Source organism: Pelagerythrobacter rhizovicinus (assembly GCF_004135625.1).
Classification (GTDB): Bacteria; Pseudomonadota; Alphaproteobacteria; order Sphingomonadales; family Sphingomonadaceae; genus Pelagerythrobacter; species Pelagerythrobacter rhizovicinus.
In genome coordinates, this window is sequence record NZ_SDPV01000002.1 from 78,558 (window position 1) to 95,063 (window position 16,506).

Here is a 16,506-nt window from a genome sequence, read left to right on the forward strand (position 1 = left end):
TTACATCGGCTCGTCCGTCTCCGGCTCATCGGTGGCGGAGGGATCGGTGGCCGTGGGGTCAGCCATCGGGTCCGGCGAGGTCGGGTCCGCAGCCGTCGGATCGGCGGGGTCCGCCGTGGCCGGGTCACCTGCCGGATCGGTCGGAGCCGGCATGGCCGCAGCCTGCGATTCGATCTGCGCCCAGGCCTGGGTCTGCTGCTCCGGCGGTAGGGTCGCGAGCGTGCTCTTGTCGCCATCGGAGATGCGCCAGAAAAGCTCCTGACGCTCCGGCGTCAACGACCAGAAGTATGTCTGGGTCTCGGCAGGCCAAGCGTCGTACTGTGCCTGCTGGGCAGGCGGCCAGGCGTCGTAGGCCGACTGCTGGTCGGGCGCCAGACCCGTGCTGGTCGCCGTGTCGGCGGGCTCCGCTGACTCGACCGGCGGTTCGGCCATTTCGGTGTCCTGCGCAAGCGCCGGGCCGGAAACGATCGCCACGGCGGCGACGGCGGGAAGTAGGTTACGGATACGCATTGGGAAGTCTCCTTTCAAATATTCCCAAGCGACGAACGCGAACTCTTCCTGACAACTCAGTCCCCCGTCAGGATTACGATAAGAATGGGGATCTAATCTTTCCTCGGCAAGACTGCGGAGAAATTGTAATCGCGCCGATACAACGGTTCGGCGCCAAATGTGTCAGAAATAGGGCGAGCCGCAATACGCTGATTTATCAGTACCTATCCTAAGCTTTACGTAGAAAAGGGTGAAGCCGACAAGCGGCCCCACCCTTCACAGTGTCGCGCCCTTGTAGGGCGACTATCGAAGTGCGGCTCAGCCCTCCGGCTGCTCGGCAGGGAGCGGTCCCTCGATCTCGCTCGCCGGCTCGCCGGGCCAGTAGTCCAGCGGCACATTGCCGTAGTTCTTCCCGGCGGCGCGCGGATTGATGCAACCGTCCGTCATTCCGTCGGTGCAGATCGGATACTCCTCTTTCGGCGGCGGTGCGCTCTGCACCATCTCGCTCGAGACGAAACGCATGTTGCCGGTCGAGGCGGGCGAGGCGGCCGGCGGCGTATCCGCGGCAGCGCTGCCCCCCGTTGCACCGCCGAGTTGCGCGGCGATCTGTGCCCAGGCAGCCGTTCGCTGCTGCGGAGTCATGGCATAGACCTGCGCGCGCTGTTGGTCGGTCAGCGCCCACCAGCCCTGCGCCTGTTCGTCGGTCAGGGTCCAGAAGTATTCCTGAAGATCGCCGGACCAGGCGTCGTACGCCGCCTGCCGGTCGGCGGGCCATGCATCGTAGGACGTCTGCTGGCTCGCCGTCATCGTGTAGGTTCCCGTCGCCGGCTCGGCCTCGGCCTGCACATCGGCTTCCGTCGCCGTGTCCTGCGCAGCGGTGGGCACGGCAAACGCCAGCGCGGCGGCGCTGGCAAGGATCATGGTACGCATCGGAGCATTCTCCATCCGCTTGTCATTGATGGCACTACGCCGCACGGGATCGGCGGTTCCGCACGGCCCCTTGCGCGCATCCCTCGCGTTCTCTAGCTGTTCGCCTGCTCATGACCCGATCAGATGCCGCCCGATATCCCGCCACCGAAGGCGCAATTCCCGTTTATGCAGAACGGCTTAACCCGCCTCAGCGAGAAGCGGTGTTGACCACCGAGGGGCCGGTGCTGATGCTCGCCGGCGCGGGCACGGGCAAGACTGCGGCGCTTACCGCGCGTTTGGCACATCTCGTCGCAACGCGGCGTGCCTGGCCGAGCGAGATTCTCTGCGTCACCTTCACCAACAAGGCCGCGCGCGAGATGCGCGAGCGCGTGGCGCATCATCTGGGCGAAGCGGTCGAGGGAATGCCCTGGCTCGGCACCTTCCACTCGATCGGCGCCAAGATGCTGCGCCGCCATGCCGAGTTGGTCGGGCTGCAATCGAACTACACGATCATCGACACCGACGATCAGCTCCGCCTGCTCAAGCAGCTCATCGTCGAGAACGACCTCGACGAGAAGCGCTGGCCCGCGCGCCAGCTTGCCGGGCTGATCGACCGCTGGAAGAACCGCGGCCTCAACCCCGAAGACCTCGATGCAGTCGAGAACGAAGCCTACGCCAACGGCCGCGGGCAGCAGTTCTACCGCCTTTACCAAGACCGGTTGAAGGCCCTGAACGCCTGCGACTTCGGCGACCTGCTGCTGCACATGCTGAACATTTTTCGCCGCGAGCGGGAGGTGCTCGCGCACTATCAGCAGCGCTTCAAGTACATCCTGGTCGACGAATATCAGGACACCAACCAGGTCCAATACCTCTGGCTCCGCCTGCTCGCGCAGGAGCGCAAGAACATCTGCGTGGTGGGGGACGACGATCAGTCGATCTACTCATGGCGCGGGGCCGAGGTCGCCAACATCCTGCGCTTCGAGAAGGACTTTCCCGGCGCCCACGTGGTCCGGCTGGAGCAGAACTATCGCTCTACCCCGCACATCCTCGGCGCCGCGTCGGGCCTGATCGATGCCAACAGCCAGCGCCTCGGCAAGACGCTGTGGACCGAGGTCAACGGCGGCGACAAGGTGCGCGTGATCGGCGTGTGGGACGCGCCCGAGGAAGCGCGCCGCGTGGGCGAGGAGATCGAGCGGCTGGAGCGCGAGGGCGCGCCTCTGGAGCAGATCGCCATTCTCGTGCGCGCGCAGTACCAGACGCGCGAGTTCGAGGACCGGTTCATCCAGATCGGTCTCAACTACCGCATCGTCGGCGGCTTCCGCTTCTACGAGCGCGCCGAGATCCGCGACGCGCTCGCCTACCTGCGCGTGATCGCCCAGCCGCAGGACGACCTCGCATTCGAGCGCATCTACAACCAGCCCAAGCGCGGCCTCGGCGCCAAGACGCTGGAGAAGATGCACCAGCACGCGCGCCGCACCGGTCTGCCGCTCGCGGCCGCCTCGCTCCAGCTCGCCGACAGCGACGAGCTGCCCGCGCGCGCCGCGAACACGATCGGCGGGCTGATGCGCCAGTTTCTCAAGTGGCGGGAGGAGGCCGAGAAGGTCACCCCGGCCGAGTTGCTGCGCACCGTGCTGGACGAAACCGGCTACAACGCCATGCTCGAGGCGGAGAAGACCGCCGATGCCTCCGGCCGGCTGGAGAACCTTTCCGAACTCGCGCGCGCGATGGAGGAGTATGAGACCCTCGGCGACTTCCTCGAACATGTCAGCCTGGTGATGGACAACGAGGCCGACCAGACGAGCGAGAAGGTCACGATCATGACCATCCATGCCGCCAAGGGGCTGGAGTTCGACAACGTCTTCCTGCCCGGGTGGGAAGAAGGGGTGTTTCCCAGCCAGCGCGCGCTCGACGAAGGCGGGCTCGCCAGCCTGGAGGAGGAACGCCGCCTCGCCTATGTCGCGATCACGCGCGCGCGGCGGCGCTGCACGATCCTGCACGCGGCCAACCGGCGCATCTACGGCCAGTGGACCAGCTCGATCCCCAGCCGCTTCATCGGCGAGCTGCCTGCAGACCACATCGAGGAGGAGACGACCCTCACCGGCGGCGCGTCGCTCTGGCGCGCGGGCATGACCGAGCACGAAGACCCCTTCGCCCACCTCGCCCGTGCCCAGCCGGCGCGCACCATGACCCGCGGCCCCGGCTGGCAGCGCGCTCTCACCACCGGCTACGACACGACACCCAAACGCCTCAAGGAGACCACCCGCAGCGCCGCCAGCTTCGCCGCCAAGCCTCGGACCGACATTGCCATCGGTCAGCGCGTGTTCCACGACAAGTTCGGCTACGGCACGGTAACCGACCAGGAGGGCAACCGGCTGGAGATCGAGTTCGAGCAGGCCGGGACCAAGCGGGTAATCGATAGCTTCGTTACGGCAGCGTAAGGGCCGTCAACATAAGTTGACAGAACCGCTTTGCGTCAATATATGTTGACGACATGGTCGACCTGAACGATCTTTCCATCCCGAATGATCCGGAAGAAGCTCTGGCGGCCGTGGTGGCTTTGCGCCGCCTGGCAGACGGGATCGAACGTGAGGCTGTCCGGACGGCGCTACGCCATGGCTGGTCCTGGTCGAACATCGCGCAAGGTCTTGGTGTCTCCAAACAGGCGGCACACCGACGGCTGGCAGGCCTGGCCCGAGACATCCCGGAAAATTGAAGGATTCTACCGTGCTCGAAAGCATCAGATCCAAACTCAAATCCATGGAGACAATCAGGCTCCTGTGCGAGATGGCCGAAACGTACGCTTTGAGAGATGGCGAGCAGGAGCCGGGCGCCGAGCATCTTCTGCTTGCGGCCTTTGATCTGCCGGACGGTACTGCGCGGCTAGCTTTCGAGAGGGTCGGTGCCGATCCGCTCGCGCTCCGAGCGGCCGTCGCCGATCAGTATGACGACGCGCTTCGTGCAATGGGGATCGATAGTGAAAACATGCCGGAAATCACCGGCACATCGCCTCTGCGAGCGAAGCGCGGAGCCTTTGCCGCCGCACCTTCGGGACAGGAAGTCATGCAGGAGCTGTCCGCAAGGAGAGGCAACCATCGACCGCTTCTCGGCGCACACGTCGTAGCGGTCGTCGCGGACATGCCGCATGGCGTCGTCGCGAGAGCACTTCGCGGCATGGGAATCGACAGAGATGCGTTGAAAGCGGAGGCCGAAGCGGTCGCACGCGTTTGTGAACACCGTCGGACGCACTGACAGTCGCCGGAAACCTACGGTCTCCTGGCCGTTGGTTTCGCGAAGGAGAAACCGACATGACCAGCGAGACCGGCAACGCCCAGGCACGGAAGGAAAACCGCGGCAGCAGCAATCCGAACCAGATGTTGCAGAAGCAGGAAGAACGCGATCCGAACCATTCGAACGCGCGCGACCGCGAGAACCGCAAAGGCGGCGACAACGCGGAGGCGCTCTAGAGCTTCAACTAGCTTCGATTAAAAGCGTCATCCCAGCGAAAGCTGGGATCGAGCGTCACAAAGTCGGTCTGGCGGAGAGCGATCTTAGCTTTCGTTGGGATGACGCCAGGCACTAAAGCGCGCTGACGTTCAGGAAGTCGGGCTTCGGGCCGTTCCATTCGCCGGCTGGCACGGGTTCGTCGTCCTGGTCGCGGCGGCGGCGGGAGCCATCGGAGCGCTCCGGCTTCGCCCTCTCGCGACGCGGCTTTGCCGACCGCGACTCGCGCTCCTCCTCGTCGCGCTCGCGGCGCGCCCGGCGAGGCTTTTCTTCCTCGGTGCGCTCCTCGCGCTGCTGCGGCTCGGGCTTGAGTTCGACCCGCACGTCTTTCTTGCCGAACACCGGAATCTCGGCGCCGGTGAGCTTCTCGACGTTCTCGATCGCTTCGGCATCTTCCTCGGCGACTAGTGTGAACGCGCGCCCCTTCGCCCCGGCGCGCCCGGTGCGGCCGATGCGGTGGACGTAATCGTCCGGGTGCCAGGGCGTGTCGAAGTTGAAGACGTGGCTCACGCCCTTGATGTCCAGCCCGCGGGCCGCAACGTCGGAGGCGACGAGGATGTTGATCTCGCCGGCCTTGAACCGGTTGAGTTCGGCGATGCGGCTAGTCTGGTCCATGTCGCCGTGGATCTCGCCGCTCGCAAAGCCGTGGCTGCGCAGGCTCTTGTTGAGCTCGCGCACGGTGGTCTTGCGGTTGGCGAAGATGATCGCCGTCTCGACCAGGTCGTTCCTGAGCAGCCAGCGCAGCGTCTCGCGCTTCTGGCGGCTCTTCACCGGCACCTTGAAAGCGGTGATGTCCTTGTTCGTGCTCGCCGCGCGGCTGACTTCGATTCGCTTGGGATTGCTGAGGAACTTCTTCGCCAGCTTCTCGATCGGCGGGGGCATCGTGGCCGAGAACAGCATGGTCTGGCGGGTTTCGGGGAGCTTCGAGCAGATGAACTCGATGTCGGGAATGAACCCCATGTCGAGCATCCGGTCGGCTTCGTCGATCACCAGCAACTCACAGCCGTTGAGCAGGATCTTGCCGCGTTCGAACAGGTCCATCAGGCGGCCCGGCGTGGCGATCAGCACGTCGACCCCGTCGTTGAGCGCCTTGACCTGGTCGCCCATCTGCACGCCGCCGATCAGCAGCGCCATGCGCAGATCGTGATTGACGCCGTACTTCTCGAAGTTTTCGGCGACCTGTGCCGCAAGCTCGCGCGTCGGCTCGAGGATCAGGCTGCGCGGCATCAGCGCCCGGCGGCGGCCGTTGGCGAGGATGTCGATCATCGGCAGCACGAAGCCCGCCGTTTTGCCCGTGCCCGTCTGGGCGATACCGATGATGTCCTTCATCATCAGCACCGGCGGGATCGCCTGCGCCTGGATCGGCGTCGGCTCGGAATAGCCGGCGTCTTCGACGGCTTTGAGCAGTTCTGGCGAGAGGCCGAGGTCGGCGAAAGTCATCTGAATGCGAGTTGTCCGGGTTTCGAGGTGCGGGTCCACCAATGCGCAGTGCCTTCGCACCTGCACAAGCGCCGCGCCCTTTGCGCGGCGCGAGGGCAAAAGTCAAGAAAAGCGCGAGGGCCGAGGCCTCATTCGCGTACGGGCACCATCTGGCTGATCGCCGCGATCTCGCACTTCGAGCCGGTACGCGACTGCAGCTTATCGCGATCGATGCAGATCATCCCGTCGTCATTGCGCTCTACATAGAACCCCGAATAGAAGTCGCGCGCGGCGCACGACCGCTTGAGCTTCGCGCTATACAGGCGCCGGTCGCGCATGAAGAGCATCAGGCGGTTGTCGGACGCGGGCTGAACCGCGCCGATAGCGGCAGCCGGGAGGCAATCGCCGGCCTTGCGTTCGATCAACCGGGATTGCTGCCGCGGAGTTTCGACGAACGAGGACGAGCTTTGCCGGCTCGCCGCGCTACGCGGCACGATCCGGAGAATCACCCGCTGCTCGATTCGCACCTGGCGCTGAACCGGCGTTTCGTAGACCGCATCGAGCACGAGCCAGCCGGGTGCTCCACGCTGCAGGACGACGGGCCGGTCCTCCGACGCTGGACCATGAACGCCATCGCCGGTCGGAGCCGGCGGACCGAACAACAGCAGAATTGGGGCGAGGAAGGCAGCGGGACTCGTCATCGGCGCTGATCGCGTTCTCCGTGCAGCCGCTACAGGTGCGACGGCCATATCCGGCCCTGCGGAATAGCGCAAACGCTTGAACGACGGCTTAATCCGTACAAGCCGGGTGGCGCAGACGCACTACCGTGTGCCATAGGCGCCCCATGCGCGACCCTGACGCTTTCCTTGCGAGTGCGGCCGAACTGCTCGGCGAGCGCGGCTTCACTCGGGATCGGGAACTGATGGCGCCGTGGCTGACCGATTGGCGCGGTCGCTACACCGGAAATGCACTGGCGATGGCGTCCCCCGCCAGCACCGAGGAAGTCTCCAGGATCGTCCAGCTCTGCGCCCACCACCGGGTGCCGATCGTGCCGCAGGGCGGCAACAGCGGCATGTCGGGAGGCGCGACTCCCGACGGCGGGGGCGAGGCTCTGCTCCTCTCGCTTCGCCGCCTGAGCGCGATCCGCACAATCGATACAGATTCCCGGCAGGCGATCTGCGAAGCGGGTGTAATCCTTCAGACCTTGCATGAGGCCGCGGCGGAGAAGCGGCTGCGTTTCCCGCTTACCCTGGGCGGCAAGGGGTCGGCGACGGTCGGCGGACTTATCGCCACCAACGCCGGCGGGACGCAGGTCCTGCGACATGGAACGATGCGCGCGCAGGTCCTCGGCCTGGAGGCGGTGCTTGCCGACGGCAGCGTGTTCGATGCCCTCACTCCGCTCAAGAAGGACAACCGCGGGTTCGATCTGAAGCAGTTGCTGATCGGCTCGGAAGGCACTCTGGGGATAGTCACCGCCGCAACGCTGCGGCTGCTGCCCGAAGTCGGCGAGCGGGCCGTGCTGTGGGCCGGGCTCAACTCGATCGGGGACGCGCGCCGCCTGCTGCTCCACTGCGAGGCCCGGGCAGAGAACCATCTCGAAGGGTTCGAGATCATACCGGCACATTGCCTTTCGGCGGTGCTCGATCATCTGCCCGATGCCCGCAGTCCGCTGGCGAGCGAACATCGATGGCACGCGCTGATCGAACTCGTGGTCGAGCAAGGGGCAGACGAGGATCTTCCCGGCCTCGCGGAATCGCTGCTCTCCGAAGGCTTCGAGACAGGCCTGATCGAGGACGCGACGATCGCCGCAAGTGAGATACAGGCGGAGCAGTTCTGGCTCCTGCGCGACTCGATCTCGCCCGCCGAACGTGCGATCGGCCCTGCGATGCAGCACGACATCTCGGTCCCGGTCGCGCGAATGGCCGAGTTCGTCGAGGCGGCGGTACCGCAGGTGGAAAGCCGATTTCCGGGGGTAACCGCGGTTGCCTTCGGACACCTGGGCGATGGCAATGTCCATTTTCACGTCCTCGCCCCGGGCGGGGTGGCTCGCGGCGAATGGGAGGAAGGCGAAGGCAAGGCGATCAGCGCCTTCGTACACGACCTCGTCACGCGCTGGGGCGGTTCGATCAGCGCCGAACACGGGATCGGCCAGATGAAGCGCGACGAGCTTGGCCGGCTGGGCAACCCGGTCGCGCTGGCCATGATGCGCAGCGTCAAGCAGGCGCTCGACCCGCATGCCCTGCTCAATCCGGGCAAGCTCGTGCCGCTTGCGCCTGAGGCGCACAACAACTAAAGCGCGCGCTTCACGCGCGAGGCCTGTGCCTTGCCGAGCATACAATCCTAGCGATCCGGAGAGATTCCATGGCCAGCGCGCCGCAGCCCAACCTGCCCCTGTTCTACAACGACCTCATGCCGCTCAACAGCCGCGATCACGCGAAGTGGCACAGCAAGGGGATCGACTCCGCCAAGTGGCTGATCGGCCAGCACGCCATTCCGCTGACGGTCGACGAGTTCGTTCAGGCTCAACGCGACTTTCCGATCGTCTTCTCCTCCGGTGACAACCCGCTGCCGCTCGCGCTCATGGGCCTCAATGAAGGCGTGAACACCTTCGTAGACGAGGAAGGCAAGGTCACCGACCCGGTCTATCTTCCCGCCTATATTCGCCGCTATCCGTTCATGCTCGCCAAGCTGCAGCCGAATTCCGAGGAGCTGTCGCTCTGCTTCGATCCGACGGCCGATGCGGTCGGCGAGTTCTCCGAAGGAGAGGCGCTGTTCGACGGCGAAAGCCAGCCCTCCGACGCGACCAAGCGCATCCTCGAGTTCTGCCAGCACTTCGAAGAAGCCGGCCAGCGGACCAAGGCCTTCATCGAGGAGTTGAAGAAGCACGAGCTGCTGATGGACGGCGAGATCGCCATTTCCATGCAGGACAATCCCGATCGTCCGTACATCTATCGCGGCTTTCAGATGATCAATCAGGAAAAGCTGCGCGAAGTGCGCGGCGATGTCCTGCGGACTTGGAACCAGAACGGGCTGATGGCGCTGATCCACGCGCACATGTTCTCGCTCGACCTGATGCGCGCGATCTTCGCACGCCAGCAGCAGCAGGGCAAAGGCCCCGAACTTGCGCCTGCCGCCACCGCGGTGAATTGAGCCGCGACAGCACGAGATCGTCGAACGATCAGCCGGGGTTGAAACGTTCCTTCGCGCAACCTATTTTGTGCGTGTCGGAACGGCGCTCCCCTCATGGCCTGTTCCGATCGGTGCACTGCGGTGCACCTCCTCCCTGAACCTTGGCCACCTCGTGCATCTTTGCACGAGGTGGTTTTTTCATTCCGCGGCGAGCGGGAGCGCTCCGTCCCGCCCGAGCGCAGCGACGGCGTCGCCGAGTTCACGGACGAGGCCGGTCAGCAGGCGTGTGACCGCAGGCATGCGGGCAGACGCTTCGGCAAGGCGCGCATCGAGATAGCTCGAGCGGCACACCTCCAGTTGCAGGGCATGGATGCCTCGCGCAGGCGCGCCGTGCCGATCGAGAATATAGCTGCCGGCGTAGGGGCGGTTGTGCGCAGTGCGCCGCTCGAAGCGTGCGAAGTACCCGAGGCCCTGCGCCGCAAGCGCATGATCGCACGATGCGCCAAAACGATCGCCGAGCACGAACTCGGCCGTGCGATCGCCCGGGAACCTGGGACGGAGCGGCGGCATCGAGTGAATGTCGATCAACAGCACTGCGCCCCACCGATCGCGCAAGGTTTCCAGAGCGCCCGCGAGGTGCGCGTGATAAGGCCGGTGAATCCCGTCTATGCGCGCCTGGAGCGCACTATGCGTGATCGGCCTCTTCCATATCTCGCCCAGCCCGCCAAGCCGTCGCGGCACAAGGCCGAGGCCGCTCCGAGAGCGCCGGTTGAGCGCGGAATGCGGCGTCTTCCGTGACGCACCGCCCGCCACCATCGACCAGTCCATGTCGTCGCACGCGCGATTGAGGTCGAGCATGGCCCGCGGCGCGTGCGCGACCAGCAGCGCGGCTCCCGTCGCCGCCGCAATCTCGCGCGCGAGCAGGTCGGTGAAGCGGTCCTCCAGTCGCATGGCGCTGTATTCGGGATCGCGCATGCATTCCAGCACCGCCGCAGGATAGCAGCGACCGGCGTGCGGCGCCGCAATCAGCACCGGTATTGGAGTGCCCCCGGGCATTTCGAGCGTGAACGCCGGATTGTCGGTGTCGGGGATCGCCCCGCCCGAGATCCGCTCCCCGCGCCCGCTGGAATCGCGCTCGTCCATTCGCATCCTTGCTGGACCGTTAGCGATGATGTGTCAAAGCAGGGCAGTATCGGCAAGACGAAAGATTTCTTAAGCCGGCGCCGTTATGGGGCGGCCATGAGCGAACGCAACGGCCTCAGAGTGCTCCTCGCCGAAGACGAGGATGCAATGCGCGGTTATCTCGCCCGTGCGCTGGAAAATGCCGGCTACGAAGTGACGGCCGTCGATCGTGGAACCAAAGCCGTTCCGCTGCTCGAATCGCAGCATTTCGACCTCCTCCTGTCCGACATTGTCATGCCGGAGATGGACGGAATCGAACTGGCGCAGCGTTGCAGCGACGTCAGCCCGCGGACCAAGGTGATGTTCATCACCGGATTCGCCGCTGTGACCCTGCGCGTCAGCCGCGAGCAGCCACAGGCGAAAGTACTCTCGAAGCCTTTCCATCTGCGCGACCTCGTGCTCGAGATCGAACGCGTGTTCGAAGGCCGCTTGCACGCGACCGTCTGAAGGCGACAAAGAGGCTTGCACGGCTTTGGCGCAATCGCTAGATGGCGCGCCTGCCGCTCGCCGCGGCATATCCGATGGTGCGGGCGTATAGCTCAGTGGTAGAGCACCGTGTTGACATCGCGGGGGTCGGAAGTTCAATCCTTCCTACGCCCACCATCGGCCGGCAGACCTGCGAAGGGCGCGCAATGAGGCGCCTTTTCTGCATCCCTTCCCCCCTCCGACGTACGCGCCTGCGGTGAGAAGAGGATTCGCATTCGCACGTTCCGGCAGCTTCCCTTGCGCCCTCCCCCGCCTCTGCTAAAGCCCGCGCAAACCATTCCAGACAAGTAGGGCACACATGCAGAAGATTCAGGTCAAGAACCCCATCGTCGAGCTCGACGGCGACGAGATGACGCGCATCATCTGGGAATGGATCCGCGAGCGGCTGATCCTCCCCTATCTCGATGTCGACCTGAAATACTACGACCTGTCGATCCAGAAGCGCGACGAAACCGACGACCAGATCACCGTCGACGCCGCAAACGCCATCAAGGAACATGGCGTCGGTGTGAAGTGTGCCACGATCACGCCGGACGAGGCCCGCGTCGAGGAATTCAGCCTCAAGAAGATGTGGGTCAGCCCCAACGGCACGATCCGCAATATCCTCGGCGGCGTAGTCTTCCGTGAACCGATCGTGATCGACAACGTGCCGCGGCTGGTGCCGGGCTGGACCGACCCGATCGTGGTTGGCCGCCACGCCTTCGGCGACCAGTATCGCGCCAAGGACACGCTGATCCCTGGCGCGGGCAAGCTGCGCCTCGTGTTCGAAGGTGAGAACGGCGAGAAGATCGACCTCGACGTGTTCGAATTCCAGTCGAGCGGCGTCGCGATGGCGATGTACAACCTCGACGATTCGATCCGCGACTTCGCACGCGCGAGCATGAACTACGGTCTCGACCGCGGCTGGCCGGTCTACCTGTCGACCAAGAACACCATTCTCAAGAAGTACGACGGCCGCTTCAAGGACCTGTTCCAGGAGGTGTTCGATAACGAATTCAAGGACAGGTTCGACAAGGCGGGAATCACTTACGAACACCGCCTTATCGATGACATGGTTGCCAGCGCGCTCAAGTGGAGCGGCAAGTTCGTCTGGGCCTGCAAGAACTACGACGGCGACGTCCAGTCCGACACCGTCGCGCAAGGCTTCGGCTCGCTTGGCCTGATGACGTCGGTGCTGATGACCCCTGACGGCAAGACGGTGGAGGCCGAGGCGGCGCACGGCACCGTCACGCGCCACTATCGCCAGCACCAGCAGGGCAAGGCGACCAGCACCAATCCGATCGCCAGCATCTTCGCATGGACCCGCGGCCTGATGTATCGTGGCAAGTTCGACGGGACGCCCGATGTGGTCAAGTTCGCCGAGACGCTGGAGCGCGTCTGCATCCAGACGGTCGAGCGCGGCCAGATGACGAAGGACCTCGCACTGCTGATCGGTCCGGACCAGAACTGGCTTACCACCGAGCAGTTCTTCGAGGCGATCGTGAACAACCTCGAAACGGAGATGGCCAACTGGGCCTGAAACGTTTGCCCCCTTCCGTCATTGAAAGCGGGCAATGACGGAAGGGGAAACGACACCAGTGGCCAGGGGACCGAAGAAGAAGCGACCAGTTCGCCGCAAGGCGTCCGAGAAGTTCGGCAAGCGGCGACTGGAGATCCGCAATGCCCGGCCCAAGGACGTGCGCGGAATCGCGGCGCTCGTGCGCCGCGTGTACGAGGACATGCCCGCTTATACCCACGGGGAGATCCGCGGGCAGATCAACAATTTTCCCGAAGGCTGCTTCGTCGCGCTGCTCGATGAGGAAGTCGTCGGCTACTGCGCGACGATGCAGATCGCCGAGACGCTGGCGTTCCAGGATCATGACTGGGACGAGATCACCGGCAACGGCTTCGGCAGCCGTCACGATCCGACCGGGGACTGGCTCTACGGCTACGAGATGTGCGTCGACCCAAAGGTCCGCGGCGTGCGCATCGGGCGGCGGCTCTACGAGGAACGTCGCGCGCTGGCCGAGGAGCGCGATCTGACCGGCATCGTCTTCGCCGGTCGCATGCCGAACTACCGGCGCAACAAGCGCAAGGTCGACGGGCCGGAGGATTATCTCGAGCAAGTCGTCGCCACGAAGATCCACGATCCGGTGCTGCGGTTTCAGCTCGCCAACGGGTTCGAACCGGCGCGCGTCATGCGCGGCTACCTGCCCGAGGACAAGAAGTCCGAATCAAATGCTGTCCTGATGGTCTGGCGCAACCCGTATGTGGAACGCGATCAGCCGGTGAAGAAGCGCCTCCCGCGCGGCGTCGAGGCGGTACGCGTCGCCACCTGCCAGCTCCAGGCGCGCGCGGTGGCCGATTACGCCGAGTTCCATCGCGCCATCGAGTATTTCGTCGATGTCGCGAGCGACTACGAGGCAGACTTCATCGTGTTTCCGGAGCTTTTCACACTCCAGTTGCTGAGCTTCGAGGAGAAGCAGCTCTCACCGGTGGAGGCGATCGAGCGGCTGTCCGAATATACCCCCCGCATCAAGGCCGATATCTCTGATATGGCGATGCGCTACAACATCAACATCGTCGCCGGTTCACATCCGACGCGCATGGACGACGGCGATATTCACAACGTGGCCTACGTCTGCCTGCGCGATGGATCGGTCCACGAGCAGGAAAAGATCCATCCGACGCCTAACGAGCGGTACTGGTGGAACATCCGCGGCGGTGACAGCATCGACGTGATCCCCACCGACGTCGGACCGATCGGCGTGCTGATCTGCTACGACAGCGAATTCCCCGAACTCGCCCGGCGTCTCGCAGACGAAGGCGCACGTATTATCTTCGTGCCCTTCTGCACCGACAGCCGGCAGGGATACCTGCGCGTGCGCTATTGCGGACAGGCCCGCGCGATCGAAAACCAATGCTTCGTCGTGCTTTCCGGCAATGTCGGCAATCTTCCCAATGTCGGCAACATGGACATCCAGTACGCACAGAGCTGCATCCTGACGCCCTGCGACTTCCCGTTCGCGCGCGATGGCGTGGCGGCCGAGGCGAGCGAGAATGTCGAGACGCTGACGATCAGCGATATCAATCTGGCGGATCTGAGTTGGGCCCGCGCCGAAGGCACCGTGCGGAATCTCGCCGATCGACGCTTCGATCTCTATCGGATCGAATGGGACGAAGCGGGCAAGCATCCGGGCAAGCCGCGCCCCCGGCGCGAACCACTCGGTCCATCCACCGTGGGTGGCGGCTGATCCACGGGCGGGAGCGAACCCGCGGGGCTGCGGCGTCGCCGCCACGCTTCCGCCACGAGCCCGCCGGAGCGGCGCGATCGAAAGGCACATCGCAGCGACCGCCTTCTGATACCGTGACAACCGCCCGACGCGTGGTTAGGTGAGATCCGATGGCCGGAGAGATCGCACCTTCCACCGCACTATCCGATGCTCTCGTCATCCTTGGTGCGGCCGGGATCGTGATCCCCGTCTTCACCCGCTTTCGCATCACGCCCGTCATCGGTTTCATCCTGATCGGCATCGCGGTCGGCCCGTTCGGGCTCGGCAAACTGATCTACGAGCATCCATGGCTCACCCACGTCACGATAAGCGACCCCGAGGCGCTGGCGCCGTTTGCCGAATTCGGGATCATCCTGCTGCTCTTCACAATAGGTCTCGAACTCTCCTTCAACCGCCTGTGGAACATGCGAAAGCTCGTCTTCGGGCTGGGCGCGCTGGAACTGACCATAATCGGATCGTGCATTGCCATCGTGCTCTCGATGATGGGCCAATACTGGACCGGTGCGATCGGCCTCGGCCTCGCGCTGGCGATGTCGTCGACAGCGATCGTGCTCCCGATCTCGGGCACGCACACTCCGGTCGGGCGCGCCGCGCTGTCGATGCTGCTGTTCGAGGATATCGCGATTGTCCCGATCATCTTCCTGCTCGGCGCAATGGCGCCCAACGCCCAGGCGGAAGGATGGGAAGGCCTCCTCGACACATTGTGGAAAGGCGGGCTCGTGATCCTGGCCCTGCTCGTGATCGGACGGCTCGCCCTGCCTCGCCTGTTCGCGCAGGCCGCCCGGACCAAGAGTCCCGAATTGTTTCTCGCTGCGAGCCTGCTGGTCGTGATCGGCGCGAGCCTCGCGACGGCCGTCGTCGGTCTTTCACCGATCGTCGGCGCACTGATCGCCGGGCTGCTGATCGCGGAGACCGAGTATCATGGGGAAGTCGAAGCGATTATCGAACCCTTCAAAGGCTTGGCGCTCGGTATTTTCCTGATCACCGTGGGGATGAGCATCGACCTCGCGACGATCTGGGAAAACCTCCCCGCGATCGCGCTCGCGGTGGTCCTGGTGCTGGGTTTCAAGACGCTGGTCACCGGCCTTCTGCTGCGTCTCATGGGCGCGCGCCGGAGCACGGCCGCGGAAACGGGCATGCTGATGGCCAGCCCTTCGGAAACGACGCTGATCGTGCTCGCGGCCGCAACCTCGGCGCTGCTGATCCAGCCGGGCACCGCGCAGTTCTGGCAGATCGTCACTGCCATCGGGCTCACGGTCACCCCGATACTGGCGAAAGTGGGGCGGGCGATCGCCAGGCGGATCGATAGCGCGCCGGAGCTTCCGCCCGAGTACAGCGAGGATCCGCGCGTGATCGTCGTTGGATCCGGTCGTGTCGGTCGGCTGGTGGCCGACATGCTGACCGTGCACGGCAAGCCCTACATCGCGCTCGATTCCGATGCCGACCTGGTCGATCGTGCGAAGCGCGACGGCTACCGCGTTCTGTATGGCGATGCCGCGCGCCGGGATGCGCTGGAGCGGGTGGGGCTGAAGAATGCGCTTGCCGTGGTTCTGACCATGGACGAGCCGGTTCTCGTCCAGCGGCTCGTGCAGAAGATCCGCAGGCAGAACCCCGAACTGCTGATCGTCGCGCGTGCGCGGGATACAGCCCACGCCGCCGAGCTCTATCGCGCTGGCGCCAGCCATGCCGTGCCCGAGACCCTGGAAAGCTCACTGCAACTGTCCGAAGCGGTGCTCACCGATATCGGCGTCGCCGTCGGGCCGGTCATTGCCTCGATCCACGAGAAGCGCGACCAGTTTCGCGAACAGATCCGGCAAGAAGGCGCACTCGAGCACAAGCCCAAGCTGCGGACGGGCCCCGCCGAAGCCCGCTGAACCCGCGCACGCACGGATTTTTGAACTCTCGCCCGCTCCATGCGTTGAGTGTTGAAAGGAGAGTTCAGATGACCGACCGAGATCCCGCCAAGCCCGAGACGAACGAGGAAAAGTTCAAGCCGCAAAACGTGGCCGAAGACCAGAAGCGCGACGCCGACAAGCCGGCCGACACTGGCGGACGCGACCTTCCCCGCGGAAGCGAACCCGAGACGCGCGGTTCCAGCGGCCTCCGCCGGTAAGGAGCG

16 protein-coding genes and 1 tRNA gene are annotated in these 16,506 nt (G+C 64.7%); 12 read left to right on the forward strand and 5 right to left on the reverse strand.

The window, feature by feature from the left end:
* Positions 1 to 510 carry a hypothetical protein gene (locus ETX26_RS08450; RefSeq protein WP_129524278.1) on the reverse strand — a complete coding sequence of 170 codons (510 nt, stop codon included), beginning with the start codon at positions 508 to 510 and terminating at the stop codon, positions 1 to 3.
* A 297-nt stretch (positions 511 to 807) separates the two neighbouring features.
* A complete protein-coding gene (locus ETX26_RS08455; protein WP_129524279.1) occupies positions 808 to 1,419 on the reverse strand; it encodes a hypothetical protein in 612 nt (203 codons plus the stop codon).
* Between the two features lie 110 nt (positions 1,420 to 1,529).
* Here ETX26_RS08455 and ETX26_RS08460 point away from each other — a divergent pair, with 110 nt between their 5' ends.
* From ETX26_RS08460 to ETX26_RS14290, 4 genes are read left to right on the forward strand one after another with little or no spacing between them, the layout of a single operon-like run.
* The gene (locus ETX26_RS08460; RefSeq protein WP_129524280.1) at positions 1,530 to 3,836 is read left to right on the forward strand and encodes an ATP-dependent helicase; all 2,307 of its coding nucleotides are present in this window, start codon (positions 1,530 to 1,532) and stop codon (positions 3,834 to 3,836) included.
* A gap of 53 nt (positions 3,837 to 3,889) precedes the next feature.
* Positions 3,890 to 4,111 carry a helix-turn-helix domain-containing protein gene (locus tag ETX26_RS08465; RefSeq protein ID WP_129524281.1) on the forward strand — a complete coding sequence of 74 codons (222 nt, stop codon included), beginning with the start codon at positions 3,890 to 3,892 and terminating at the stop codon, positions 4,109 to 4,111.
* A gap of 11 nt (positions 4,112 to 4,122) precedes the next feature.
* Positions 4,123 to 4,647: a Clp protease N-terminal domain-containing protein gene (locus ETX26_RS08470; RefSeq protein WP_129524282.1), complete on the forward strand. Its 525-nt coding sequence runs from the start codon at positions 4,123 to 4,125 to the stop codon at positions 4,645 to 4,647.
* 56 nt (positions 4,648 to 4,703) lie between these two features.
* Positions 4,704 to 4,862, forward strand: a complete 159-nt coding sequence (locus ETX26_RS14290; protein WP_165271738.1) for a hypothetical protein — start codon at positions 4,704 to 4,706, stop codon at positions 4,860 to 4,862.
* Between the two features lie 112 nt (positions 4,863 to 4,974).
* Here the strand turns inward: ETX26_RS14290 and ETX26_RS08475 are convergent, their stop codons facing one another.
* Positions 4,975 to 6,339, reverse strand: a complete 1,365-nt coding sequence (locus ETX26_RS08475; protein WP_129524283.1) for a DEAD/DEAH box helicase — start codon at positions 6,337 to 6,339, stop codon at positions 4,975 to 4,977.
* Positions 6,340 to 6,467: 128 nt separating this feature from the next.
* Positions 6,468 to 7,019: a hypothetical protein gene (locus tag ETX26_RS08480; protein WP_129524284.1), complete on the reverse strand. Its 552-nt coding sequence runs from the start codon at positions 7,017 to 7,019 to the stop codon at positions 6,468 to 6,470.
* Positions 7,020 to 7,162: 143 nt separating this feature from the next.
* Between ETX26_RS08480 and ETX26_RS08485 the strand changes: the two genes are divergently transcribed.
* Positions 7,163 to 8,611, forward strand: a complete 1,449-nt coding sequence (locus ETX26_RS08485; RefSeq protein ID WP_129524285.1) for an FAD-binding oxidoreductase — start codon at positions 7,163 to 7,165, stop codon at positions 8,609 to 8,611.
* A 68-nt stretch (positions 8,612 to 8,679) separates the two neighbouring features.
* Positions 8,680 to 9,468, forward strand: coding sequence for a SapC family protein (locus ETX26_RS08490; RefSeq protein WP_129524286.1), 789 nt, complete (start codon positions 8,680 to 8,682; stop codon positions 9,466 to 9,468).
* Between the two features lie 177 nt (positions 9,469 to 9,645).
* Here the strand turns inward: ETX26_RS08490 and ETX26_RS08495 are convergent, their stop codons facing one another.
* A complete protein-coding gene (locus tag ETX26_RS08495; protein ID WP_129524287.1) occupies positions 9,646 to 10,590 on the reverse strand; it encodes an N-formylglutamate amidohydrolase in 945 nt (314 codons plus the stop codon).
* A gap of 96 nt (positions 10,591 to 10,686) precedes the next feature.
* On the opposite strand from ETX26_RS08495, the gene cpdR reads away from it, so the two are divergent.
* The 6 genes from cpdR to ETX26_RS14295 all read left to right on the forward strand — a co-directional run bounded on the left by cpdR (position 10,687) and on the right by ETX26_RS14295 (position 16,500).
* Complete coding sequence (gene cpdR, locus ETX26_RS08500) at positions 10,687 to 11,076, forward strand: cell cycle two-component system response regulator CpdR (RefSeq protein ID WP_129524288.1); 390 nt, start codon at positions 10,687 to 10,689, stop codon at positions 11,074 to 11,076.
* 81 nt (positions 11,077 to 11,157) lie between these two features.
* Positions 11,158 to 11,232, forward strand: a tRNA-Val gene (locus ETX26_RS08505).
* A 181-nt stretch (positions 11,233 to 11,413) separates the two neighbouring features.
* The gene (locus tag ETX26_RS08510) at positions 11,414 to 12,634 is read left to right on the forward strand and encodes an NADP-dependent isocitrate dehydrogenase (RefSeq protein ID WP_129524289.1); all 1,221 of its coding nucleotides are present in this window, start codon (positions 11,414 to 11,416) and stop codon (positions 12,632 to 12,634) included.
* 58 nt (positions 12,635 to 12,692) lie between these two features.
* Entirely contained in the window at positions 12,693 to 14,348 is a 1,656-nt protein-coding gene (locus ETX26_RS08515; protein WP_225425671.1) for a carbon-nitrogen hydrolase family protein, read from the forward strand.
* A gap of 149 nt (positions 14,349 to 14,497) precedes the next feature.
* Positions 14,498 to 16,261, forward strand: a complete 1,764-nt coding sequence (locus tag ETX26_RS08520; protein ID WP_129524291.1) for a cation:proton antiporter domain-containing protein — start codon at positions 14,498 to 14,500, stop codon at positions 16,259 to 16,261.
* A gap of 68 nt (positions 16,262 to 16,329) precedes the next feature.
* Positions 16,330 to 16,500: a hypothetical protein gene (locus ETX26_RS14295; RefSeq protein WP_165271739.1), complete on the forward strand. Its 171-nt coding sequence runs from the start codon at positions 16,330 to 16,332 to the stop codon at positions 16,498 to 16,500.
* The last annotated feature ends 6 nt before the right edge of the window (positions 16,501 to 16,506 follow it).